The sequence below is a fragment of the Pseudarthrobacter sp. MOO13 genome (genome assembly GCF_058267655.1).
On sequence record NZ_CM177848.1, the window covers coordinates 2679496 to 2703171 of the forward strand.

Annotated in this window: 24 protein-coding genes and 3 tRNA genes; 4 read left to right on the forward strand and 23 right to left on the reverse strand. The window is 67.1% G+C overall.

Features of this window, described 5'->3' with window-relative positions; genetic code table 11:
* Nucleotides 1-17: 17 nt before the first annotated feature.
* From AC4EEO_RS12355 to rpsB, 6 genes are all read right to left on the reverse strand, one after another.
* Nucleotides 18-602, reverse strand: coding sequence for a DivIVA domain-containing protein (locus AC4EEO_RS12355; protein ID WP_491329643.1), 585 nt, complete (start codon nucleotides 600-602; stop codon nucleotides 18-20).
* Nucleotides 603-749: 147 nt separating this feature from the next.
* Nucleotides 750-1670: a phosphatidate cytidylyltransferase gene (locus AC4EEO_RS12360; RefSeq protein WP_018763432.1), complete on the reverse strand. Its 921-nt coding sequence runs from the start codon at nucleotides 1668-1670 to the stop codon at nucleotides 750-752.
* The gene (gene frr, locus AC4EEO_RS12365) at nucleotides 1670-2227 is read right to left on the reverse strand and encodes a ribosome recycling factor (protein WP_018763431.1); all 558 of its coding nucleotides are present in this window, start codon (nucleotides 2225-2227) and stop codon (nucleotides 1670-1672) included. The genes AC4EEO_RS12360 and frr overlap by 1 nt, the downstream gene beginning before the upstream one ends.
* A 126-nt stretch (nucleotides 2228-2353) precedes the next feature.
* The gene (gene pyrH, locus AC4EEO_RS12370; protein ID WP_018763430.1) at nucleotides 2354-3091 is read right to left on the reverse strand and encodes a UMP kinase; all 738 of its coding nucleotides are present in this window, start codon (nucleotides 3089-3091) and stop codon (nucleotides 2354-2356) included.
* Nucleotides 3092-3236: 145 nt separating this feature from the next.
* The gene (gene tsf, locus AC4EEO_RS12375) at nucleotides 3237-4073 is read right to left on the reverse strand and encodes a translation elongation factor Ts (RefSeq protein WP_018763429.1); all 837 of its coding nucleotides are present in this window, start codon (nucleotides 4071-4073) and stop codon (nucleotides 3237-3239) included.
* 127 nt (nucleotides 4074-4200) lie between these two features.
* A complete protein-coding gene (gene rpsB / locus AC4EEO_RS12380) occupies nucleotides 4201-5073 on the reverse strand; it encodes a 30S ribosomal protein S2 (protein ID WP_109044945.1) in 873 nt (290 codons plus the stop codon).
* A gap of 451 nt (nucleotides 5074-5524) precedes the next feature.
* Between rpsB and AC4EEO_RS12385 the strand changes: the two genes are divergently transcribed.
* Complete coding sequence (locus tag AC4EEO_RS12385) at nucleotides 5525-6169, forward strand: M23 family metallopeptidase (RefSeq protein WP_491338935.1); 645 nt, start codon at nucleotides 5525-5527, stop codon at nucleotides 6167-6169.
* 23 nt (nucleotides 6170-6192) lie between these two features.
* On the opposite strand, the gene AC4EEO_RS12390 is transcribed toward AC4EEO_RS12385, so the two are convergent.
* From AC4EEO_RS12390 to AC4EEO_RS12415, 6 genes are all read right to left on the reverse strand, one after another.
* Nucleotides 6193-7383 (reverse strand): acyl-CoA dehydrogenase family protein, encoded by a 1191-nt coding sequence (locus tag AC4EEO_RS12390; protein ID WP_491338936.1) that lies wholly within the window; start codon nucleotides 7381-7383, stop codon nucleotides 6193-6195.
* Between the two features lie 162 nt (nucleotides 7384-7545).
* A tRNA-Ile gene (locus AC4EEO_RS12395) sits at nucleotides 7546-7619 on the reverse strand.
* Nucleotides 7620-7693: 74 nt separating this feature from the next.
* A complete protein-coding gene (locus AC4EEO_RS12400) occupies nucleotides 7694-8890 on the reverse strand; it encodes a glycosyltransferase (protein WP_018763425.1) in 1197 nt (398 codons plus the stop codon).
* Between the two features lie 112 nt (nucleotides 8891-9002).
* Nucleotides 9003-9911 (reverse strand): DMT family transporter, encoded by a 909-nt coding sequence (locus AC4EEO_RS12405; protein ID WP_018763424.1) that lies wholly within the window; start codon nucleotides 9909-9911, stop codon nucleotides 9003-9005.
* The gene (locus tag AC4EEO_RS12410) at nucleotides 9911-10534 is read right to left on the reverse strand and encodes a CDP-alcohol phosphatidyltransferase family protein (RefSeq protein ID WP_018763423.1); all 624 of its coding nucleotides are present in this window, start codon (nucleotides 10532-10534) and stop codon (nucleotides 9911-9913) included. The genes AC4EEO_RS12405 and AC4EEO_RS12410 overlap by 1 nt, the downstream gene beginning before the upstream one ends.
* A gap of 63 nt (nucleotides 10535-10597) precedes the next feature.
* Nucleotides 10598-11455 carry a phage holin family protein gene (locus AC4EEO_RS12415; protein ID WP_026265057.1) on the reverse strand — a complete coding sequence of 286 codons (858 nt, stop codon included), beginning with the start codon at nucleotides 11453-11455 and terminating at the stop codon, nucleotides 10598-10600.
* 175 nt (nucleotides 11456-11630) lie between these two features.
* Between AC4EEO_RS12415 and AC4EEO_RS12420 the strand changes: the two genes are divergently transcribed.
* From AC4EEO_RS12420 to AC4EEO_RS12430, 3 genes are all read left to right on the forward strand, one after another.
* Nucleotides 11631-12860 carry a multidrug effflux MFS transporter gene (locus AC4EEO_RS12420; protein WP_018763421.1) on the forward strand — a complete coding sequence of 410 codons (1230 nt, stop codon included), beginning with the start codon at nucleotides 11631-11633 and terminating at the stop codon, nucleotides 12858-12860.
* 37 nt (nucleotides 12861-12897) lie between these two features.
* On the forward strand, nucleotides 12898-13077 hold the full coding sequence (locus tag AC4EEO_RS12425) for a glycine zipper 2TM domain-containing protein (protein WP_018763420.1): 180 nt from the start codon (nucleotides 12898-12900) through the stop codon (nucleotides 13075-13077).
* 64 nt (nucleotides 13078-13141) lie between these two features.
* A complete protein-coding gene (locus AC4EEO_RS12430) occupies nucleotides 13142-13549 on the forward strand; it encodes a hypothetical protein (RefSeq protein WP_018763419.1) in 408 nt (135 codons plus the stop codon).
* 84 nt (nucleotides 13550-13633) lie between these two features.
* On the opposite strand, the gene AC4EEO_RS12435 is transcribed toward AC4EEO_RS12430, so the two are convergent.
* From AC4EEO_RS12435 to AC4EEO_RS12485, 11 genes are all read right to left on the reverse strand, one after another.
* Nucleotides 13634-13706, reverse strand: a tRNA-Asn gene (locus tag AC4EEO_RS12435).
* Nucleotides 13707-13828: 122 nt separating this feature from the next.
* Nucleotides 13829-13901, reverse strand: a tRNA-Asn gene (locus tag AC4EEO_RS12440).
* An 86-nt stretch (nucleotides 13902-13987) separates the two neighbouring features.
* The gene (dnaG, locus tag AC4EEO_RS12445) at nucleotides 13988-15922 is read right to left on the reverse strand and encodes a DNA primase (RefSeq protein WP_491338937.1); all 1935 of its coding nucleotides are present in this window, start codon (nucleotides 15920-15922) and stop codon (nucleotides 13988-13990) included.
* Between the two features lie 15 nt (nucleotides 15923-15937).
* Nucleotides 15938-16198, reverse strand: coding sequence for a ferredoxin (locus AC4EEO_RS12450; RefSeq protein ID WP_018763417.1), 261 nt, complete (start codon nucleotides 16196-16198; stop codon nucleotides 15938-15940).
* Nucleotides 16195-17451 (reverse strand): NADH-ubiquinone oxidoreductase-F iron-sulfur binding region domain-containing protein, encoded by a 1257-nt coding sequence (locus AC4EEO_RS12455; RefSeq protein ID WP_491338938.1) that lies wholly within the window; start codon nucleotides 17449-17451, stop codon nucleotides 16195-16197. Before AC4EEO_RS12455 ends, AC4EEO_RS12450 begins: the two co-directional genes overlap by 4 nt.
* On the reverse strand, nucleotides 17448-18005 hold the full coding sequence (locus AC4EEO_RS12460; RefSeq protein ID WP_491338939.1) for a ferric reductase-like transmembrane domain-containing protein: 558 nt from the start codon (nucleotides 18003-18005) through the stop codon (nucleotides 17448-17450). Before AC4EEO_RS12460 ends, AC4EEO_RS12455 begins: the two co-directional genes overlap by 4 nt.
* Nucleotides 17998-19059 (reverse strand): FAD:protein FMN transferase, encoded by a 1062-nt coding sequence (locus AC4EEO_RS12465; RefSeq protein ID WP_491338940.1) that lies wholly within the window; start codon nucleotides 19057-19059, stop codon nucleotides 17998-18000. Before AC4EEO_RS12465 ends, AC4EEO_RS12460 begins: the two co-directional genes overlap by 8 nt.
* Nucleotides 19060-19135: 76 nt before the next feature.
* Nucleotides 19136-19450: a hypothetical protein gene (locus AC4EEO_RS12470; RefSeq protein WP_133832632.1), complete on the reverse strand. Its 315-nt coding sequence runs from the start codon at nucleotides 19448-19450 to the stop codon at nucleotides 19136-19138.
* Nucleotides 19451-19573: 123 nt separating this feature from the next.
* Nucleotides 19574-20914, reverse strand: coding sequence for a deoxyguanosinetriphosphate triphosphohydrolase (locus AC4EEO_RS12475; RefSeq protein ID WP_442852944.1), 1341 nt, complete (start codon nucleotides 20912-20914; stop codon nucleotides 19574-19576).
* A complete protein-coding gene (gene dusB / locus AC4EEO_RS12480; protein ID WP_018763411.1) occupies nucleotides 20898-22076 on the reverse strand; it encodes a tRNA dihydrouridine synthase DusB in 1179 nt (392 codons plus the stop codon). The genes AC4EEO_RS12475 and dusB overlap by 17 nt, the downstream gene beginning before the upstream one ends.
* Nucleotides 22077-22183: 107 nt before the next feature.
* Nucleotides 22184-23629, reverse strand: coding sequence for a YibE/F family protein (locus AC4EEO_RS12485; protein ID WP_491338941.1), 1446 nt, complete (start codon nucleotides 23627-23629; stop codon nucleotides 22184-22186).
* Between the last annotated feature and the right edge of the window lie 47 nt (nucleotides 23630-23676).

Below are 23676 nucleotides of genomic sequence, written 5' to 3' on the forward strand. Positions count from 1 at the left end.
CTCCCGGGAGCGGTTCGTTAGTCGATGGCCGCCATGAGTTCGACCACCCGGTCCAGGAACGCGTCCACCTGGGATTCTTCGTAGCCGTCGCGGCCCACGGCCGGGCGGAAGACCGCACGCCGGACGCTGTCGACGCTCAGCGGCTTGTCCTGCTCCAGGTAGGCAACGAGTTCGCGGCACAACCGGTCGACGTCGGCCGTGTTGTAGCTTCGGGCTTTCTTCTTGGTGGGCCGGCGGAAGCGCTCGCCGTCCGGCCGGTGCAGCCGTCCGCGGAGGATACCCGAAAGGCTTCCGATTTCACGCAGCCAGGCCTCCTCGCCGCGGGCGGCAATCAGTTCATCGCGCTCGCGGCGGGCGAACGCGTCCTCAAGCCGGTCCAGCGCGGCGTCCACCACAGCGGCGGAGTAGCCTCCCTTGACGGGGTCGAATGACACGGCCCTGACGTCGGAGCTGTTGACGGGCTCGCTTGCGGACTCGGGGGTTTCCAAGGAGACCCGGGCCCGCTGCAGGAACTGGTCCACCTGCTTGGCGTTGTAGCCGTACTCACTGCGCTGCACGCGCTCAAAGGACGCAGGGATCTGCCGATGAATGTCCAATGCCACTTTGATTCCTTCAATGCTCTTCAGCCGTAGTGCTTCCGCACCAGTTTAAGGTGCCGGGGAAGGTGCAACCCTCCGGCCCCGTTGTGTGTCACGGGCGCCCCGCGTGGGGCCAGTTTCTCGTTGGCTGCCCCGCGCCGGGGGCATCCCTCAGGCGCCGGCCACGAGTCCGTACAGGATGAAGGCCACGGGCGAGGCGAAGACGATGGAGTCCAGCCGGTCCATCACGCCGCCGTGGCCGGGCAGGATGCTGCTCATGTCCTTGACGCCAAGTTCACGCTTGACCATGGACTCGGCCAGGTCCCCGGCGGTGGCGGCGGCCACCGTTCCCACCGCGAGGACCACGCCTACCCACCACGGCTTGTCCAGTACGAAGATGGCGGCCAGGACGCCGATCAGCATGGCGCCCGCTGCCGATCCGGCGAAGCCCTCCCAGGACTTCTTGGGGCTGATCTTGGGGGCCATGGGGTGCTTCCCGATGGACGCTCCCACCAGGTAGCCGAAGGTGTCGTTCGAGACCACCAGCAGCAGCATGACTGCAATTTCCCAGGCGCCGATGGGCGCCAGGCCGCCTGGCCACAGCCCCAGCGGGATGGTTCCGGCCGCGTGCAGCGGCAGGGCCGCGAAGCTGATGAAGAACGGAACCCAACCCAGCGTGAAGACGCCGGCGAAGATGCTGTTGGCCGATCCTGCGGCGCTTTCGATCGACCGCCACAGCAGGACGGCCACGGCGCTGAGCAGGAGGGCGAACAGCTGGCTCTCAATGCCGCCGAAGTAGGCGGCGAACGGCAGGGCCACCGTGCCCGTCATGACCGGCACGATGGGCATCCTGGTTCCGTTGGCCTCCAGCGCACGGTAGATTTCCCAGACGCCGAAGACGGCGAAGGCCGTAACGATCGCTACGAACGCCAGCGGGAGGAACAGCAGGCCGCCCAGCACGCCCAGCAGCATGGCCAGGCCCACCACGACGGCGGCGGGCAGGTTCCGCCCGGCTTTCGGCGTCGGGTTGCTCCTGGGCTGCTTCCCCCGTGTGCGGGCCCGTGAAGCGGGGGCCTGATCTGCCTGGCCCATCAGACTTCGAGCAGCTCTGCTTCCTTGCGCTTGAGCAGTTCGTCGATGCCGTCCACGTGGGCCTTGGTGAGGCTGTCCAGTTCCTTCTCGGCCCGGCTGCCTTCGTCCTCGCCGGCTTCGCCGTCCTTGACCAGGCGGTCCAGCGTTTCCTTGGCCTTGCGCCGGATGTTGCGGATGGAGATCTTCGCGTCCTCGCCCTTGGTCTTGACGATCTTGACGTATTCCTTGCGGCGTTCCTTGGTCAGCTCAGGAATGGTGATCCGGATGACGTTGCCGTCGTTGGACGGATTGGCGCCAACCTCGGAGTCGCTCAAGGCGCGTTCGATGTCCCGGAGGGCGGTCTTGTCGAACGGGGTGATCAGGATGGTGCGGGCGTCCGGGATGGCGAACGAGGCGAGCTGCTGCAGCGGCGTGGGCGACCCGTAGTACTCCACCAGGACCTTGTTGTAGAGGCCGGGGTTGGCGCGGCCGGTGCGGACGGAAGCGAAGTCTTCCTTGGCTACCTCTACCGCCTTGTCCATCTTTTCTTCGGCTTCGAGCAAGGTTTCTTCGATCACGGTCTCTCCTGACGGTTCTGGTGCAGTCCGATCGCGCCGGTTGCACTCACGTGGTTCTCTGTTGCTGTCTCCGTCCCCGCCGTCGCAGGCGGGGACGGAACTGTCCTGAAATCATCCTAGCCGGAGCTAGGCGGTGACCAGCGTGCCCAGCTTCTCGCCGAGGATGGCGCGGGTGACGTTGCCTTCACCCTCCATGCCGAAGACGACCATCGAGAGGTCGTTGTCCTTGCACATGGTCATGGCAGTCTGGTCCATGACCCGGATGTCACGGCGCAGCGCATCGTCGTAGCTGAGGGTTTCGAGGCGTTCGGCGCTCGGGTCCTTCTTGGGGTCTGCCGTGTAGACGGCGTCCACTCCGCTCTTGGCCATCAGGACGACGTCGGCGTGGACTTCCAGGGCCCGCTGGGCGGCCACCGTGTCGGTGGAGAAGTAGGGCAGGCCGGCGCCGGCGCCAAAGATGACCACGCGACCCTTTTCCATGTGGCGGATAGCGCGGCGTGGGATGTAGGCCTCGGCCACCTGGCCCATGGTGATGGCGCTCTGGACGCGGGTTTCCACTCCGGCCTGCTCCAGGAAGTCCTGCAGGGCGAGGCAGTTCATGACGGTCCCCAGCATGCCCATGTAGTCGGCTCGTGAGCGGTCCATGCCGCTCTGGGACAACTCTGCGCCGCGGAAGAAGTTGCCGCCACCTACCACGATGGCCACCTCAACCTGCGGGACGGCCGCTGCGATCTGCTTGGCGACGTCGCGGACGGTCTCGGGGTCGACACCCAGTTTCCCGCCGCCGAAGACCTCGCCGGAGAGCTTCAGGAGGACCCGCCGCTTGCTCTTCTCTGAATGCATGTCAGTGTTGACGGCTTCCATGATGCCTTCCCGTTGGTGATTCTGAAAAAAGGGTATCCTGCCGGGTCCCGTGCTCGGAACCGGCCGCGCTTGCCGCTGCGTTTCCAGCGGATTGGGCGCATGCAAAAGGGGCGGCCACCGAAGTGGCCACCCCTTGCAGTTTCGACTAGGAGCCGACGCGGAAACGCGTGAACGCAGTTCCCTTGACACCGGCCTCTTCGAGGATCTGTGCCACGGACTTCTTGGCGTCCTTGGCGAATGCCTGGTCAACCAGGACCTCGCCCTTGTAGAAGCCCGTCACGCGGCCTTCAACGATCTTGGTGAGGGCTGCTTCAGGCTTGCCTTCTGCCTTGGCGGTCTCCTCGGCGATGCGGCGCTCGGACTCAACGAGATCGGCCGGAACGTCCTCACGGGTGAGGTAGTTCGGAGCCATCGCGGCGATGTGGACGGCGACGTCGTGGGCAGCCGTGGCTGCGGCTTCGCCTTCACCGTCAACGGCGAACAGGACGCCGACCTGGGCCGGGAGGTCCTTGGAGGTCTTGTGCAGGTAAGCGTCGACCGTTGCACCCTCGATGCGGGAGATGCGGCGAACCACAACCTTCTCGCCCAGGATGGCACCCTCTTCGACGACGACCTCGGACAGCGGCTTGCCGTCGACATCGGTGGCGAGCAGGGTTTCGAGGTCGGCAGCGCCGGACTCGACGGCGACGGCCAGGACCTTGTCGGCCAGCTGGATGAACTTGTCAGCCTTGGCAACGAAGTCGGTCTCGCAGTTGACCTCGATCATGACGCCGACGCCGTTGCTGACCTTTGCGGCCACCAGGCCTTCGGCGGTGGAGCGGCCTTCACGCTTGGTAGCGCCCTTCAGGCCCTTGATGCGGATGATCTCGATGGCCTTCTCGGCGTCACCGTTGGCTTCGTCAAGAGCCTTCTTGACGTCCATCATGCCGGCGCCGGTGCGCTCGCGCAGGGCCTTGATGTCAGCGGCAGTGTAGTTCGCCATGTGAACCCCTCTGTCTAGAAATGTTTGGTGGTGTACGGACCGACAGGACGGCAGCCCACGGGTGTGGGCTGCCATCCTGTCAGCAGCTCCGGCTGCGGACAGCGCGGAGAATCCGGATTGACGTGTGTTACTTGGCGTCTTCGGCGGGAGCCTCGGCAGCGGGAGCCTCGGCAGCGGGAGCTTCGGCGGCCGGAGCTTCAGCGTTTTCGGCCGGAGCGGCAGCGGCTTCCGCCTTGTTGCCTTCGAGGAGCTCGCGCTCCCACTCGGCGAGGGGCTCTTCCGGAGCGTCGGTGGTACCGGTGCCGCGGTTGTTGCGGGCGATGAGGCCCTCGGCGACGGCGTCGGCGACAACGCGGGTCAGGAGGTTCACGGAGCGGATGGCGTCGTCGTTGCCCGGGATCGGGAAGTCGACTTCGTCGGGATCGCAGTTGGTGTCCAGGATGGCAACAACCGGGATGTTCAGCTTCTTGGCCTCGTCAACGGCGAGGTGTTCCTTCTTGGTGTCGACAACCCAGAGAACGGACGGCGCCTTGGTCAGGTTGCGGATGCCGCCGAGGTTGGACTCGAGCTTGGTCAGTTCACGCTTGAGGAGCAGGAGCTCCTTCTTGGTGTAGGCGGAACCGGCGACGTCGTCGAAGTCGATCTCTTCGAGTTCCTTCATGCGCTGGATACGCTTGGCGACAGTCTGGAAGTTGGTCAGCATACCGCCGAGCCACCGCTGGTTCACGTAGGGCTGGCCCACGCGGGTAGCCTGCTCTGCGATTGCTTCCTGGGCCTGCTTCTTGGTACCGACGAACAGCACGGTGCCGCCGTGGGCAACAGTGGCCTTGACGAACTCGTAGGCGCGGTCGATGTAGGACAGCGACTGCTGCAGGTCGATGATGTAAATGCCGTTGCGCTCGGTGAAGATGAAGCGCTTCATCTTCGGGTTCCAACGGCGGGTCTGGTGTCCAAAGTGGACGCCGCTGTCAAGCAGCTGGCGCATGGTTACGACGGGCATTCCGACGCTCCTTATTTTCCGGCAGGTCATTCATGAGAAACCCCGAAGGCTTCTTACCCTGCCAATAGTTGACGGTTGATCAGCGTGGCCCGGACGGGCCTTGCTCCTGGCATCCTCCGGCCGTCCCATCAGGACCAAAGCCCTGACCGCGGGAAGACCGGTCCTCCAAGGCCAACGCCGTGGCGTTGGGTCCCGGAGGCCCGGATGCGCGTAGTCAGCCGCTGTTCCCCCACACTCCTGAATGAGATGTGCCGACGCAATCCGGACAGGGGAAGGCACCGCGGGGGTGAACCACTGGGACGGGATGCGTTGAGGGCGCAGCAAACTGCTCCATCAAGTGTACTACAGGGACCCCTGCGCGCCGGACCGTCCCGGCAGGGCCCGGGCCGGCTTATCCACATAGCCGGACTGCCCCCTCCCGGCCTGCGGAACGCCCGGGCACGCTGGTGCCATGAAACGGACAATCCTCCTGGCAGCAGTGCTGATGCTGCCGGCATCCATGGCATCGGCAGGGCCGCCGTCGGCAGTCGGTCCGGTTTCGGCAGTCGGTCCGACTGAAGCCGGCGCCTCCGCGACGGCAGGCGGCCCGGTTGAGGCCGGCAGCTCCGCCGGGTCCGGCGCGGCACCACTCCAGCGGGCCGGGGGCACGACGGCGGCTGCCGGGCCTGGTGCCACGGCAGCCTGGCGCTGGCCCCTTGCCCCGAAGCCGCCGGTGCTCCGGTATTTCTCTCCCCCGCCGCTCCCTTGGCTCAGCGGTCACCGCGGCGTCGACCTTGGCGGCGCCGCGCCCGGCGCCGACGTGGTGTCCCCTGCGGCGGGGACGGTGAGTTTCGTCGGAGTCGTGGTGGACCGGCCCGTGATCACCATCGACCACGGTGATGGCCTGCGGAGCAGTTTCGAACCCGTGGACAGCCCGCTGGCCGTTGGGACGCCGGTGGCGGCAGGCGAGGTGGTCGGCACAGTGGTCCCCGGCCACTGCCCCTTGGCGGCGTGCCTGCACTGGGGCGTCAGGGACGGGGAGCAGTATGTCAATCCGCTCCAGTTCGTCCTGGACCTGCGCCCGTCCATCCTGCTCCCACTGGCCGGCGCACCCTGACCGGAACGCGGCCGGGCGGCGGATCAGACGATGGCCGAGATGCCCGTGATGGCCCGGCCCGTGACCAGGGTGTTGATCTCGGCGGTCCCCTCGTAGGAGTAGATGGCCTCTGCGTCGGCGAAGATCTTGGCCATCTCGAAATCGGTCACGATGCCGTTGCCGCCAAGGATGCCTCGACCCAGCGCCACGCTCTCGCGCATGCGCGCGGTGGTGAAGGCCTTGGCCAAGGCGGACTGCTCGTCCTTCGCCACTCCCGCGTCCTCCAATTGCGACAACCGGACCATCATGCCCATGGAGCTGACCGCGTTGCCGAGGATCCGCACCAGCTGGTCCTGGACGAGCTGGAAGGAGGCCAGCGGCCGGCCGAACTGCTGACGTTCCACTGCGTAGCGCCGGGCAACGTCGAACGCTGCCAACTGGAGTCCCACGGCCTGCCAGGCAACAGCCAGGCGGGTGACCTTCAGGACTTTGTTGACGTCGCGGAAGCTGTTGGCGTTCGCGAGCTTGAAGTCTCCGGGAACGGCAACGTTATCCAGGACAATGTCTGCGTTCTGGACGGTGCGCAGGGATATCTTGTTTTCGATCTTTGTGGCGCTGAAGCCGGCCAACGAAGTGTCCACCATGAAGCCCTTGACCTGGTTGTCCGCCTCATCCCGGGCGTACACCACCACCCAGTCCGAGAAGGTGGCGTTACCGATCCAGCGCTTGGCCCCGTTCAGGATCCACCGGTCACCGTCTTTGCGTGCGGTGGTGCGGGTTCCGCCGGCAACGTCGCTGCCGCCCAGCGGTTCGGTCAGGCCGAAGGCTCCGATCTTCTTCAGTGCATAAACGTCCGGCAGCCACTCGGCCTGCTGTTCCGGGGACGCCAGCAGTTCGATGGACCCGGTGAACAGCCCGTCATGCACCCCCAGGAAGGTGGCGATGGAGGCGTCGGCCCGGGTGGCCTCGGCATGCAGCATTCCTGCGAAGAGGTTGGAGTAACCCTGCCGCCGGACGGGGCTGACCAGGTCCACATCGGCGAGCTTGGACACCAGGTCCATCGGGAACTCGGCGCGGTTCCAGCAGTCCACGGCGATCGGCCGGACCTCGCGCGCCAGAAAGTCCCTGACTTCGGCCAGCCGGTCGCGTTCCTTGTCCGAGAGGAGTTGCTCAAAGGCGAAAAAATCGCCGTCGGCGTAGGGAAGCTCACGGGGATCGGCTGCAGAGGCGGGCATGGGTACCTTCTTTGGTGATCAGCGCTGACCGGGCCGCGGTGGCGGCCAGGATGTTACTGATCAGTAACTTACCCGAGGGTGTCCAGTTAACCAAGAACACCCGGCCTTAACCACGAAGACCGCGGCCGACAGGGATTGTCGGCCGCGGTCTTCGTGTGGCGGTAGGGCTACTCGGACTTGAACCGAGGACCTTAGGATTATGAGTCCCGCGCTCTAACCAGCTGAGCTATAGCCCCCAACCACCCCGGGAGCGGGCCTGAAGGCCGCGCTCCGGCAGGGCAGAAACACTCTAGCAAACCCGGGAAAGGGTTCAGACCACTTTGTCCTCGTAGGTGGCACCGCGGTACAGGTCCTCGAAGGTCTGCAGGGTCCCCTGGATACTGTGGGGCTCCACCATCTCCCGGCTGGCCCTGCCCATGGCGCGCCGTTCCTCCTCGGGCAGTTCCAGGACCTGGGTGATCTTCTTGGCGAGATCGTCACTGTCGTTGGGCGTAAACAGGTAGCCGTTTTCGCCGTCGCGCACCAGATGCGGAAGGGCCATGGCGTCGGCAAGGACCACGGGGGTGGAAGCGGACATCGCCTCAAGGGTCACCAGCGACTGCAATTCAGCAGTTCCGGGCATGCAGAAGAGGTCGGCCGCGATGTAGGCCCTTCGCAGTTCCTCGTCGCTGGCAAGCCCCAGGAATTTCACCCGGCCGCCAAGTCCCAGCCGCAGGACCAGGTCCTCGAGGGCGGGCCGTACTTCGCCGCCGCCCACGATCTCCAGGTGCACATTCAGTTCCGGCGGAGTCTTACCGATGGCTTCGATGAGCACGTCAACGTGCTTTTCTTCGGCCAGGCGGCCGGCGAAGAGCACCGTGGGGTGGGCATGCGGCTCAATACGCTCGCCGGGCTTCAGCTCATAGGCGGCGGAGTCGATGCCGTTGGACAGCGGCAGGACTTTGCGCAGGAAGGCGTGCTCATGCATGGCCCTGGCGGCCAGCGGCGTGGGCGTGGTGACGACGTCGGCCTGGCCCATGACCTTGCCCATGTCCTTCCAGGAAACCCGGCCGACGATGTCCTTGAACCACTGCGGGAACGGCAGGAAGGGGTTGAGGTTTTCCGGCATGAAGTGGTTGGTGGCCACTACCCTGATGCCGCGTTTCACGGCCTCATAGAGGACGTGCTCGCCGATCATGTAGTGGCTCTGGATGTGCACCACGTCCGGCTTGACCCGGTCGAAAAGCAGGCTGATTTCCTTCTTGATTTCCCACGGGAAGCAGATGCGGAAGGTCTCGTGGGTGAACGCCCGGTGCGAGCGGAGCCGGTGCACGGTTGCTTCCGCACGGAATTCGGTGAAGCTCTTTCCCTTGCTGTCGCGGGACGCCAGGACATGGACGTTGTGGCCCCGGGCGGTCATGCCCTTGGCCAGCCGGTATCCGAACTGGGCGGCGCCGTTGACGTCCGGCGGGTAGGTGTCCGCCGCGATCAGGATGGTCAGGGGGCGCTGGTCGGCTGGCGTGGTCATGTGGAGTACTCCTGATGGTCACGGTGCGGGCAGCGTGGAACTGACAGCACGGTTGGCCGCCGGCGCAGGTGGCGCACGGCCTCGTGGTTTGCTTGATGTGTGCGGTGACGGGCTACTGGTTCGGTTTGCCGGCGGCCTTGCGCGCGTCCTTCTTGCGCTTGGTGACCTCCGGGTGGTGCCGGGAAAGGGCGATAACCCCAACGATAGCAAGGCACGCCGCCGTTCCCATTGCGATGGCCATGACGGCGTGGACGTCGGGGCGCAGTTCGCCCAGGATGATGATGCCGATGGCGATGCCCACCATGGGGTCGATCACCGTGAGTCCGGCGATCACCAGGTCCGGAGGGCCGGTGGAGTAAGCGCTCTGGACAAACCAGGAGCCCAGGCCGCCGGCAGCGATGATGGCCACCACCGAGTACCACTGCACGTTCAGCAGGAAAAGCCCGTTGGGGTCCAGCAGGTGCTTGCCGATGATCCGGGTCAGGACCGCAACGAAGCCGAACAGGATACCGGCGCCAAGGATGTAGACGAACGCGTTCATGCGGTGCCTGAACGTCACCGCCAGCGTACCGAACAGGCCCACCGCGAGGGCGAGGAGCAGCACGATGGTCAGCTCGTCTGCAAGGCTGACGTGGTGGCTTTCCTGCGTCACGTTCACGGCAAGGAGGACGAAGAGCGCCGATCCCGTGACGCATGCGGCGATGGAGACCGCCGTGGCGCGGTTGATGGTGAGGTCCTGGTCCCGGGCGTTAACCACCGTGGTGATCACCAGGGCAATGGCACCAATGGGCTGGACCACGGTCAGCGGGGCTGATACGAGGGCCACGGCATTCATGGCCATGCCCAGGCACAGCAGCAGGAGCCCGAACATCCAGCGCGGGTTGCGCAGCAGCCGGAGGAAACCGTTGGAGCTCAGCGCGAGCCCGCCGGTATCGGCTTTGACGGCACTCCCCTGGCGCTGGGCACCGAGGGCCAGGCAGAAGGCACCCAGGACCGCCAGCGCGACGGCGAACCACACCATCAGCCGTGACCGCCGTTGTGTTGTTCCGTTTCCCGGCCTTTGCGCAGCATGGCCCAGAAGTAGTTGTAGGCGGCAATCCAGTGGCCCACCAGGCCCAGGACCAGGACCACCCAGGCGGCAGCGAGGAGCTGGCCCGCGGCGACGGTGTCCACCCGGGACAGGAGCAGCAGCGGCGTTCCCAGCAGGAGCAGGCCGGTCCTGACCTTGCCCACAACACTGACGGGGAGGTCGGGATGGCCATGGAAAAGGGAGAGCGTGAGGACCAGCAGAATGGCGTCGGGAATCACCAGCGCGGCGAGGTAGAGCCAGTGCACGACGCCGGCGATCACCAGGGTGACCGCCACGGCAAGCAGGGCCAGCCGGTCAGCAATGGGGTCCAGGACACGGCCGAGTTTGGAAGCTTGGTCGAAACGGCGGGCAATGTAGCCGTCAATCCAGTCCGTACCCGCCATAACCGCCAGGACGGCCACGCCGGCTCCGTATTCCCGCTGGGCCAGGACGAGCCAAATGAAGAGCGGAACCCCCATGAACCGCACCACGGTAAGCAGGTTGGGGATGGTGAACACGCGGTCGTGGTCCACCTGGGGGCGGCCGGGGCGGGCGCCTGCGCCAATGAACCTCACCCGTCCCCCTCTCCTTGCTGTTGCGCCGCGGCGCGGTCTATCGGTTGTGCGTTACGGACCTGTTCAGGCCTGGTTGGCGCGCAGGAGCCGCCGGAGCAGGACCACCAGCACCGTACCGGCCGCTGCGAGGGCTGCCAGCGGCTTCCAGCGGCGGCCCAGGTCCGCGGAGTCGGCGACGGCGGCGAACCGCTGCGATGCCGCGTCCGCGCCGCGGGCGGCGAGCAGCTGGGCCTCACGGGCTTTGACCTGGGCGGCGGCCAGCAGGTAGCGGGCCTGCGTCTTGAGGTCCAGCTCCGTGCCGAGTTCATCCCGGACCTCGGCGAGGTGGTGCCGGCGCTGGCTGAGCCGGCGAACCAGCTCGGGCTCGGAAGCGTGCGGGAACTCCTGATCGTGCTGGGCGGCCTTGGCTTCCTTCTCGGCCTTGGCCTTGGCGGCGGCTTCGGCCTTTGCAGCCTTCGCTGCCTTTGCTTCCGGGCTGTCCGGATCCAGGACCGCGGGATTGAAGGCGGACCCTTCGCGGGCGACGCCGAGATCGTACTTAATGCCGCGGATGGTTTCTTCAGGCACCAGCGGCATGGCTTTCTTGAACCTCGCAAGGCCTACAAGGCCGCCGACCAAAGCGATGACCAGGAAGGCGGCGGACACCAGGAGTGCTGCCAGCCAGGCAGGCATGATGGTGGCCAGCCCCATGATGGCGGCGACGATCAGGCCAACTACCAGGAACGCCACGAAGACCAGGGCGATGGCGAAGAACGCTGCGGCCACCCCAACCTGGATGCCCTTGCGCTTGAGTTCGATCTTGGCGAAGGCGATCTCGTCGTTGAGCTGGCGTGGGGCCAACCGGAAAAGGAGTCGTGCCGTTCCCGGCAGCGCGGTGATGCGCAATCCGGGACTGGTACGCCCGCTGTGACGTCCGCTCATCGGTTCCGCCTTACTGGTCGTCTGGGTCGATACTGCCTGCGTTGTCCTGCGGAAATGTGCAGCCGCACAGTCCACGCCACCCAAACTATCATTCAGGTTCAGGGCGAACTCCGGGGCTTGCCGGGCGGCGCGGCCTACAACGCTGAAAAAACGTCCCCCGCCGGGCCTAGGATTGGTGATCGTGACCAATGCCCCCAATCCCGGCGACCTGCTGACCCGCCGCCGGAAGCTTCTGTACATCCTCCTCCTGGGCGCCCTGACGGCCTTGGGTCCGTTCACGATCGACCTTTACCTGCCCGCATTTCCTGCGCTGGAGGCAAGCCTGGGCGTGACGGAGGCGCAGGTTCAGTTGACGCTGGCCGGCACCACCGTGGGCTTTGCGTTCGGGCAGCTGGTGGTGGGGCCGTTCAGCGACAAGTTTGGCCGCCGGACACCCTTGATCCTTGCCACCGCCCTCCATATCGCAGCGTCCGTGGGTGCGGCCTTGTCCGCGGACATCACCACCTTGGGGATCTTCCGTGTCCTGATGGGTGTCGGCGCTGCCGGCGGCGGCGTGGTGGCCATGGCCATGGTGCGCGACCTGTTTTCCGGGTATGCCATGGTACGGATGTTTTCGCGGATGGCGCTGGTCAACGGCCTGGCCCCCATCCTGGCACCGGTGATCGGCTCGCAGCTGCTGCTGGTCATGCCCTGGCCCGGAATATTCGTGTTCCTTGCCTCCTACGGAACCCTTGTCATCGTGGCCGCCCTGTTGCTGGTGCGCGAGACGCTTCCGCCGGAGAAGCGCGGCAAGAGCGGCATGACAGCCCGGCAGCGGTACAAGGCGCTCTTCAGCGACCGGATCTTCGTGGGGCTGCTGATGGTGGCCGGATTCAACTTTGGCGGCCTGTTCACCTACCTGTCGGCGTCGCCCTTCCTGTTCCAGGACGTGTTCGGCTTCTCCGCCCAGCAGTACGGGTTGCTCTTTGGCATCAACTCCCTGGGCATCGTTGCCGGCGTCCAAACCAGTGCGCGCCTGATCCGGGTTGTCCCGCCACAGTGGATCCTGGCGTGCGCCACGGCCTGGATGTTCCTGATGGCCGTGCTGATCGTCGTGTTCGACCGCATGGGCCTGGGGCTGTGGGGAGTGATGGTCCCGCTGTGGTTCTACATCCTGGGGACAGGCTTCATGTTCCCCTGCGTCCAGGTGCTGGCACTGGCCGGCCACGCAGCCCAGGCGGGGACGGCGGCGTCGCTCCTTGGTGCGGCCACGTTCCTCATGGCCGGGCTGATTTCCCCCGTGGTGGGCTGGCTGGGCATTACCAGCGCGGCGCCGATGGGTTCGGTGCAGGCCGCATGCATCCTGCTTGCCATCGGGGCCTTGTGGCTGGTTGTCCGCCCGCGCACGGTACCCTCAATCCACTAACCGCCGATCCACCGAACGTCCACCAGGAAGGCCGCCGATGAGCCGGAAACCGCACCGTAACGGACGGGGACTCTTCCTGGGCGCCGTGCTCGGCGCCGTCGTCGGCTATTTTGCCGGCCGGGCCGTGGGCAACCCGGCCTGGGGCATCATCCTGGGCACGCTGGCCGGCGCAGCACTGCTGTACCGGATCAACCCGGGGTCCCGGAAACGCCGCTGACTGCCGGGCCCGGCTGCGGACGCGCCACCTGCCTTCCCGGGCCTTCCCGCGATAAAATATTCCCGTGCCCAGCTGGCAGAACCAACCGCCACTTCCGGCCACATGGCAACGGTGCGACGCCCGGATCCTGCCACTGTGGTGGGAGCGACTGTGTGCCCAGGCCGGGCAGCAGTCAGCGGCGCTGTACGCCGCGGGGCTGTTCACCGAGGACCGCCGCCGGCCCATCGCCCAGTGGTTCAATCCCGCCTTCAATGCAGCCCTGCTGGTGGCTCCGGAAACCTCGCCGGAGTGGCCGGTCCAGCGGTTCGGTATTTTCTACGCCCCGCCGGATGCCGGCTTTGTCCGCATCCACTCGGCCCCGCACGAATGGAACCCGCGCGAACCCCGCAGGTCGCCCACGGAAAACGAGGCCTTCAACGCAGCCATCGCGGAGGCCGAAAGATTCCTGCAGGTGGAAATGGACTTCGTCTGATCTGCCGGGCGCGTCCAAGGCTTTGCCCGCGAAGACAAAAAATCCCTGTTCCGCCGGCTGGAGGAACAGGGATTTTCCGTTGCGCTCCTCCTGCTGGACTTGAACCAGCAACCCTTCGATTAACAGTCGAATGCTCTGCCAATTGAGCTAAGGAGGAATGAAGCAGGTATGACATTAGCAAAGGATTCCGGCCCAAGGGAAATCGGCGGTTTTCCGGGCCCAAACAGCCTGTGGGCAAAGAAAAGTCCCCGTTCCGGAGGCCGGAACGGGGACTGTGCGCTCCTCCTGCTGGACTTGAACCAGCAACCCTTCGATTAACAGTCGAATGCTCTGCCAATTGAGCTAAGGAGGAATGAAGCGGGTATTAGCCTAGCAAACACTTGCGGCGGAAACGAAATCGGGAAGCCGTCCAGCCCGGCCACCCCGGTACGGGCCCCGCTACGCCTCGGCGCGCAGGGCCCGGCGTTCCATTTCCAGCATCATCAGTTCACGGTTGAGCCGCTGGTAGGTTTCCGGATCCGCGGCCGGATCGAGCCGTTGCAGCTGCCCCATCTTGTCCGCCTTGACCCGGGTGATCTGCAGCTCGAACAAGCGGGACAGGATGTCGCGGCAATACTTCAGCACGGCCTCCTCCGTGTGGGCAGGCAGCGGCACCACAGCCAGTTCCGAGACCAGCGGCCGGAGGGGTTCGGGAACTTCGTGCATCACGTGTTCCACCCAGCGCACCGGATCACCGGCCGCCTGCCCCGGACCGGTGGCGCGCATGGCGTCGTGGACCGCCTGGAAGGCGGGCGTGGCGAACCGGGCGTCTGCGAAGCGGTCCCAAACGGCGCCGGCCAGCAGGGACGGCTGCTGGAGTGCCACCTCCAGGGCCTGGCGTTCCATCGAGGCCACGGGATCCCGGGGGTCCGGCCGGTGGTAGGAAGGGACCGCGCCCGACGACGGCCCGGCAGCAACGCCGGGGCCGCCGGGTTGGGCGGCGCCCGGCTGGGCGGCCTTGCCGGCCTGCGGGTGGCCGGAGGCCGCCGGACGTCCGGTGTCCCCCCGCTTCACGGCGGCCGTGACCAGGCGCAGGACTTCGTTGGGGTCCGGCATCCCGAGCCAGCCGGTCAGCGCCTGGCAGTAGCCGGTCCGCGTGGAGGCGTCACGAATGGCGGCCACCACGGGCACTGAGGCTTTCAGGCCCTGTACGCGGCCCTCAACGGTATCCAGGTTGAACTGCTTCAAGGTGGTGCGGATGGCGAATTCAAACAGCGGCCGGCGGGACTGGATGAGGGCGTGCACTGCTTCGTCTCCCCTGCTCAGGCGGAGGTCGCAGGGGTCGGCGCCCGTGGGTTCCACCGCCACGTAGGTCTGGGCCGTGAAGCGCTGGTCTTCCTCGAAGGCGCGGAGGGCCGCTTTCTGTCCCGCGGCGTCCCCGTCGAACGTGAACACCACTTCTCCCCCGGTGCCGTCGTCGGACAAAAGCCGGCGGGCAATCTTGATGTGCTCGGTGCCGAACGCCGTTCCACAGGTGGCCACCGCCGTCGTAATTCCTGCAAGGTGGCAGGCCATCACGTCCGTGTAGCCCTCCACCACCACCAGCTGGCGGTCCTTGGCGATGCTGCGCTTGGCGAGGTCGATTCCGTAGAGGACCTGGGACTTCTTGTAGAGCGTGGTTTCCGGGGTGTTGAGGTACTTGGGGCCCTGGTCATCCTCGTAGAGCTTGCGGGCGCCGAAGCCGATGGTGTCGCCGGCGATGTCCTTGATGGGCCAGATGAGGCGGCCGCGGAAGCGGTCGTAGATGCCGCGGTTGCCCTCCGAGAACATGCCGGTGAGCTTCAGCTCGGCGTCGGTGAAGCCGCGGCCCCGGAGGTGCTTCAGCAACGCATCCCAGCCTTGGGGGGCATACCCGCAGCCGAAGTGCTCGGCGGCTGCCCGGTCAAAGCCCCGTCCGTGCAGGAAGTTCCGGGCCTCGGCGGCACCAGGCGTGAGCAACTGGGCGCGGAAAAACTCGTCGGCAATTTTGTGGGCGTCCAGCAAACGCTGCCGCCGGCCCACTTCCTCCCGGTTGGGCCCGCTTCCGCCATCCTCGTAGCGCAGCTCGTAGCCGATCCGGGCGGCCAGTTTTTCTACCGCCTCGTGGAAGGAGCTGTGGTCCTGCTTTTGGACGAAGGCGATGACGTCACCGTCCTCGCCGCAGCCAAAGCAGTGGTAGCGGCCTACCTGGGGGCGGACGGTGAAGGACGGCGAACGCTCGTCGTGGAAGGGGCACAGGCCCTTCCACGTTCCCAGCCCGGCGCCTTTGAGCGTGACGTAGCCGTCAACCACTTCCTTGATGTCCGTGCGCTGGCGTACTTCGTCGATATCTTCACGTTTAATCAGCCCAGCCACACAGCAATCTTAGTGTCACCGTCCCGGCTTACGGCTTTCACGTGCCGGCTCCATGCGTTCCTGGAGGCTCAAGGCCAGCTTGGGGCAGAGGGACACGGCCTCCTGCGCGGCTTCCCGGTCCGCGTCCCGCAGCGGAATGTCCGTCCGTTCGCGGCCGGACTTCCCGCGTGCCACGGGGTATCCCCAGTCATCACGGTCCAGTACGCCGGGAAGCAGTTCTGTGCACAGGCCGCGGCCGTCGCAGCTGGTCCAGTCGATGTGCAGAATGGCCGTCATGCCGCCACTCCCCCCAGGGGAACACAGTATCCGGCGAGGTGCGCACGGAAGTCCGCGGCGAACACCTCCAGGGCGCTGCTGACCAGCCCAGTGGTCCCCTCAGGATGCCGGCAGGCGCCGCGGCCGGACACCAGCCGTCCCAGTCGGTCCAGTTCGGAGGCGAGGCGGGGGTTGCGTTCCCCGCCAGCGATCCGGTTGAGGACGGACGCCATGGCCGGCAGGCCGAACATGCAGGGTCCGCATTGCCTGGCCGATTCATTGGCGAGGTAGGTGAGGATCCGGGCGGTCGCCCCGATCCCGCAGGCGTGCGGATCCAGCGCATGGATCACGCCTGCTCCGGGACGCACCGTCCCGCCCACCGGCCCCTCCGGCGAGAGCACATGGGCAGCAGGCCGTACCCAGCGGCCGTGGTAGCCGCCCACCAGGACGGCGGACAAGGGAGCCGGGTCCAACCCCGCTTCCTTGAGGACGGCGGAAAGTTCCACCCCGCCCGGCACCTCCAGCACCACGTCCCGGACCGGGGCCGGACCGGATACTGACACGAGCCGGGTTCCCGGATCCGTCGCAGTTCCCGCTTGGCGGAACCACTGCGCCCCGTAGCGGGCGATCAGGGCAACCTGTGCCAGGGTTTCGACATTGACCACCAGCGTGGGGCGGCCATTCAGTCCCGATTCGCTCAGGCGCCGGCGTTGGTCAACCGGCACCGCATTTCCGGTGGCAATCATGTTGACCACCGCGCTCGACTCGCCCGAGATGAACGTTTCCGGCGCCTCCACCACCCGGACCCGCTTGGTGCCGGGACGCCCCGCGAGGGCCTGCCGGACACGGGGCAGGCCTGCTGCCGGCGCGTACACGTAGGTGCCGGCGCCGCCCAACGCAGCCGCCAGGGTGAGCAGGCCGTCGATGACCAGGTGCGGTGCATGGCTAAGGAGGGTCCGGTCTTTGAAGCTGAGTGGTTCGCCCTCGGCGCCGTTGGCGATCACCACCGGCCGGGCCGCAAACAGGCCCTTGCGGCCGGACTCCGCCGTGGCGGTCACCTTGCGCCAGGTTTCGAACGCTGCCCCGCCCCGGCCGGTCAGCCCCGACGCCGCGAGCGCGTCAAGCAGCCCCGGTGCGGCCGCGTCTGCGTCCAGGGGGCCGAAGGTATCCAGGTGCTGGTCCCAGCCGGCATCCGGGCCGGCCGCGAGGAGGCGCGGTTCCTGCCGTGCCGCATCCGGGGGCGCCGGCTGGGAGGTGTCTCTGGCGTGGCTCACGGGAGGTTTCCTTGCCTGGCAGCGGAGGTTTCAAGAAATGTCGGTGACAGCCGCCACAACAGCGCCGCGGCCACGGCGACGGCGGACGCCGCGGCAAGCAGCAGGAACCAGCCGCTCGAGACGTCGGTACCGTTTCCGAGGGCGTGCGCCATCGCCACCGGCCAGACGCCATAGGTCAGCCAGTGGACCGCCTTGAAGGTCCGTTGTCCGATCCGGTGCCGCAGCAACCCGGTGGCAACCACGGCCAGGACCAGGTCAAGGGCCACCGTCCCCAAACCCTGCCAGAACGGTTGGAAGGAGCCCAGGAAGGGCACCACGACGTCCACCGGCTTCAGCTTGGCAAAGGAGTCCAGCAGCAGTGAGCCCACGTGGAGCCCCAGGAAGACGGTGGCGAGCAGGGCGATGTTCCGGTGCAGGAGGCTGATGGAAAACCGCGGCAGCACCATCAGGGGACGGCCAGACCTGTTGAGGATTCCCAGCAGTACGGACGCGGTGAACAGGGCAAGGGAGATGAAGCCGCTCACCCGCCCGAAAGCCCACATTGCCTCATCCATGGCGGCCACCCACCGCAGCGCCGGGGCGGGCTGCTTGGCGGGGTGGGTCTGCAGGATTGGACCCGGCGCCGCGGGGGACTTGGCTATCGGTGGGCCAGCCGCCGGTGGTGACAATCCGGCCGTGGCGGTCCACGAGCCGGGCCACGATATTTTCGGCCCGGAACCAGTCCACGGCGGCGTGGCCACGGACAATGGCGGCCGTGCTGCAGGCGTTGGCATCCAGGCATGTGGGTGCGGCCACTGTCACGGACCGCCAGACGGGCTCGGCCGGGAGCCCGAAGCGCGGGTCAAGGATGTGGTGGACGTCGGTTCCCCGGTGCGTCCAGCGGCGCTTTTGCGTGCTGGACGTGGCGAGGGCATACCCGGACGCGAGGGAGATGTGCTGGGCGGGGTCGGCGGGCAGGTCCTGGACCAGTATTTGCCACTGGCCGGGTTGGCCATCCACGAGGGGTCCGGGCCCTGCGCTGGCCAGGTCTCCGCCGAGCCCTACGAGGACCCCGCAGCCGAGCCGCTGGTGCACTTCGTCGGCGGCGAGGTCCGCCGCGACCGCCTTGGCCGTGGCACCGAGGTCAAGCCGGAGTTCGGCAGGCAGGGTCAGGGTGGTGGAGTCGAGGCCGAGCCTGGTCCATCCGGGTGCCCGCGTCGCGGGCATGTCAGGGGATGCGGCCGACGGCGGCGCAGGAGTTCGCGCCGCTCCGTTCGCCAGTGCCGGCACCGGCACGCTGCGGAGCCCCGTCATACCCTGTTGGTCCGGGCCGTGGCCCAGTGCGGCCAGGTCCGCTCCGAGGGTGGGGTCGACGTCGCCGCCGGTCATGGCCGCCGCGTCCAGGGCCCGTTGCAGGAGCAGCCGGAGCATCGGGCTGACGGTGACGCCCTGCGCCATCCGGGGTTGGAGGATCACAAGTTCCGAGTCGTTGCGGAAACGGCTGCAGGCGGCGTCGACGACGGCCACCACGTCGCGGACGATCCGTTCCGCGCCAGCCAGGGCGCCGGCGTCCGTAACGGTAACGGAGGCCTCAAGCTCCCAGACTGTCCAGGTTGATTGGGCCGCCATACCGCTTTCCGCCGCCCCAGTGCCGGCCGGGCCGGACCGGCCCATGCGGGCACCGTGCGCGTCAGGACCGTTCATCTCAGGATCCCGAAGACCTGCCGTGGACCGTGCCGCCGTTGCCGGGTTGGACCGGCGTGGTGCTTCCGTAGCTCTTGGAACGGCGCGTACCGTCCTGCCGGCTCCCGTAACTGTCGTTGCCCGAACCGGTGGAACCGCTCGGTTTCGGCGTGGTGCCTTGGGTGCTGTTGTCCGTCCCGGGAGTGGTCCTGGCGATGACGGAAGGCGTGGCGGCGTACACGGCGGCCGCGCTGACGCCCGCAACGGCGACGCTGCCCACGCCCACCGCCACGGTAATCCCGGTGGCGAGGCGCTTGCCCCTGCTGCGAGTACTCATGACCTGCTCCCGTGCTTTAAACGGCCTGCCTTTCCCCTATCTTGCCCCTCGTTCCTGTGGAAACTCTTAGAGCAAGCTGTTGATCGGTCGGGTGCTGGCAGGATCCGCCACGGCCTCGCGGGGCTACCAGAGCGAAGGCAGGCTCCCCACCAGGCGCTCGTACATGGCAAGCGCCGAACCATCCGTCAGGGACGCCACCTGGTCGATGACCACCCGGAGCCGTGCCCCGTCGTCGGCAGCGTCCCGCCAGTCGGCGGCAAACATCGGTTCCAGGTGCCTGTCCCCCGTGGCGCTCAGGGCAGTGACCAGGGCGTGCAGCACTTCGCGCTGGCGCTCGTAGATGGGCTGCCGGTGTTCAGTGGTCATCACGAACGTGGTGGCGAGGCCCTTCATGACCGCGATCTCCATCACCGTCTCATCCGGCACCATGAGCTCGGCGCTGTACCGGGTGAGGTTTTCGGGGCCGTAGACAGCACGGGTGGTTTCCAGGGCGCTCTGGCAGAACCTGCCGATCAGCTGGCTGGTCATGTTCTTCAGGGCTGCCATCGACTTGCGGCTGCCGTCCGCCTCGCGCACCCACACGTCCGTGGCCTCGAGCCGGGCCAGCGCGGCGTCGATCGCCGCAGGATCGTTGTGCGGCAGGTACCACTGCTTCGCGTACCCCACCACGCGGGCCCGGTGGTCCGGGTTGTCCAGCCAGCGCAACTGGAAGTGGCCGGCAACAATCGCGTCCTCCACGTCGTGCACCGAGTAGGAAATGTCGTCCGCGAGGTCCATCACCTGGGCTTCCAGGCAGGACCGGCGCTCCGGGGCACCCTCGCGGATCCAGTTGAAGATGGGGAGATCGTCCTCGTAGGCGCCGAACTTGCTGGTCCGCTGGCCGTGGATCACCGGGGCTTCCAGGGCAGACCACGGATATTTAGACGCGGCATCGAGGCTTGCGCGGGTGAGGTTCAGCCCGGCCGGACGGCCGTCAGCCGTGAGCACTTTGGGTTCGAGCCGGGTGAGCAGGCGGAGCGTCTGGGCGTTGCCTTCGAACCCGCCGATGGCGTGCGCCACCTCGTTCAGCGCCGATTCGCCGTTGTGGCCGAACGGCGGGTGGCCGAGATCGTGGCTCAAGCAGGCCGTGTCCACCACGTCGGGGTCGCAGCCCAAAGCCCGGCCGAGTTCCCGGCCCACCTGCGCCACTTCCAGGCTGTGCGTGAGCCGGGTGCGGACGAAGTCGTCCGTGTCAGGGGCCACCACCTGGGTTTTGGCGCCCAGCCGGCGCAGGGCCGAGGAGTGCAGGACCCGGGCGCGGTCCCGCTCGAAATCGGAGCGGTACGTGTTCTTGGGCGGTTCCTCCACCCAGCGGGCGGAATCGTGCAGCTCGTAGCCGGGCAAGGCGAGCGCCGCGGTAGGCGTGCCGGACGCCGGAGTGCCGGCGACCGGGGTGCTCAGGGAAGCCTCAGCCACCGGAGACATCCAGCTCGGCAGCAGCGATGTCCCGGGACTGGTCGGCGTTCAGGGCGCGGGAATCGAGCCAGTCCTTGGGCAGGGCAGGACGTTTCGGGGAGCCGGCACGTCCGCGCGGGCCCTCGGCGTCAACCCCGGGGTAGGGCGAGTCCAGGTCCAACTCCGCGAGGGTATCCCGGAGCACCTCAAGGCTGGTGACCAGGGCCAGCCTGGTGCGCAGCTCACCGCCCACCACGTAGCCCTTGAAGTACCAGGCGATATGCTTCCGGATTTCACGCAGCGCCTTGCCCTCGTCACCGAAAGTCTCCACCATCAGTTCGGCGTGCCGGTAGACACCCTCGGCCACCTGGCGCAGGTTGGGCCGGTGCCGGACATCGCTGCCTTCGAATGCCGCCTGAAGGTCGCCGAACAGCCACGGGCGCCCTTGGCAGCCGCGGCCCACCACCACGCCGTCCACGCCGGTTTCGCGGACCATCCTGACGGCGTCCTCCGCTGACCAGATATCGCCGTTGCCCAGCACCGGGATGTCCGGCAGGGCCTCGCGGAGGCGCGCGATGGCGGACCAGTCCGCCTTGCCGGAGTAGAACTGGGCGGCCGTGCGGCCGTGCAGCGCGACGGCGGCAACCCCGGAGTCGCGGGCGATGCGGCCGGCATCGAGGTACGTCAGGTGGTCATCGTCAATGCCCTTGCGCATCTTGATGGTCAGCGGAACGTTACCCTTGCCGGCTTCCTTGACGGCGGTCTGCACGATCGCGGTGAAGAGGTCGATCTTCCAGGGCAGGGCCGAGCCGCCGCCGCGCCGGGTCACCTTGGGGACCGGGCAGCCGAAGTTGAGGTCGATGTGGTCCGCCCGGTCTTCCTCCACGAGCATCCGCACGGCGGCGCCGACGGTGCCCGGATCCACACCGTACAGCTGGACGGAACGGACTTTCTCGTCGTCGTCATGCGAAATGATGCGGAGTGATTCAGGGGTCCGTTCCACCAGTGCGCGGGAGGTGACCATCTCCGCCACGTACATGCCGCCGCCGTATTCACGGCAGAGCCTGCGGAAGGCGGAGTTGGTGATGCCGGCCATGGGGGCCAGGATCACCGGAGTGTCAACGGTGATGGGTCCCAGCTTCAGGGGCGGGAGTTCCAGCTTGGGGGCGGGAGGGGTTGCTGCAACAGTCACCTGTCCATTGTTGCAAAGCCGGGCAAATCGAAGGTTTCCGCCGTGGCACCAGGACTCTCCGGCGGGGCTTTCCGGCCCGCGCCGCAGGCAAGTCGCCGCGCACCCCGTCAGCCGCGTTCCGCCCTCCGGCCCCGTCGGGTGGCGGTTTCCGCAGCTGGTTCGACGCCGGCCCGCCGGCTGCGCTCCCCCAGCGCGGCTGCGGCGAGCGCCCCGGTATCCGCCACGTCTCCGGCGTGGACGTGGCCGTCGTCGTGCGCCCCGACCCCGGCATGGCCCTCAACTGCCCTGATGCCGGTGGCCTTGACCACGAGCACGGCGATCAGGGTGGTGACCGGGATGGCCAGGACCAGGCCGATGGAGCCCACCAGCGTGCGGATGACTTCCTCGGACAGTTCCGAACTGGTGAGGGTGTCCATCAGGGGCCGGTCGTAGAGCATGACGATGATCAGGATGGGCAGCGCAGCCCCCGCGTAGGCGAAGGCGATGGTGTACACGGTGGAGGCGATGTGGTCTCGGCCGATCCGCATGGCGGAGGTGAAGAGTTTCCGGGCGCTGGTGCCCGGCGCCAGTTCGTAGAGCTCCCACACGGCAGAGGACTGGGTGATGGTGACGTCGTTCAGGACGCCCAGTCCCGAAATGATGAGCCCGCACAGGATCACGCCGGAGATTGAGATGTTCGCCGAGGTGTTCACCAAGGTGGCGGCGTCATGGCTGCCGACGCCGGCGAGGTTGGCGGCGTCCGTGGCCCAGGCGGCCAACAGCGCCGTGATGCCGAGCCCGAAAATGGTGCCCAACAATGCCGTGGACGTCCTCGCCGAGAATCCGTGGGCAAAGTAGAGCACACCGATCATGATCACGGTGGAGCCCACCAGGGTCAGGAGCAGCGGAGGCTTGCCCTCCACCAGGCCCGGGAGCAGGAAGTTGGCCAGGACAAAATAGGCGCCCACGAGTCCGACCAGGGCGCGGAGACCGCGCCACCGGGCGACAGCGATGACCACCGCGGCATAGAGCACGGCGAGCAGGACAATCGGCAGGGTGCGGACGAAGTCCACAAAGACGTAGGCCGGCGAACCCTGCGACCCGGTGGCCCCTTGGACCTTCGAGAGGTTCAGGTACCGGATCTGGTCCCCGGGCTTGACCCCGTGCGAAGAGGCCACATCCGGGTTGATCACCACCTTGACCGGGCTCCCGCCCTTATCCGGCTCCGTGAACGCGAACGTGCAGTCCGAGCCCTGGCGGGGAGGCTGTCCGGTGGAATCCTGGCCCGTCCCCTGCTGGCTGGACTGCTGGCCGGTATCCTGCTGGCCGGATTGCTGGCCGGCCCCCGGCTGGCTGGATTGCTGGCTGGTCCCCTGCATGCAGCTCTCGGCCACCACGCTTTGGATGGTTCCCGTATCGAATGTCACGCCGGGGGCCGTGGAGTACGGGTTGGCGAGGGTGATTCCTTCCTTGCTGCCGGAGGGCCACAGCGCGGCCATCCCGGCCAGGGTCAGCAGCGCCAGCGGGATCAGGACCGCGGCCAGGATGCGGTTCGCCTTGCTGCGGGCAGCCATCGCTTGCGGTGTCGGCTCCGAATGGCTCTCGGAAGTGTGGGAGTGAC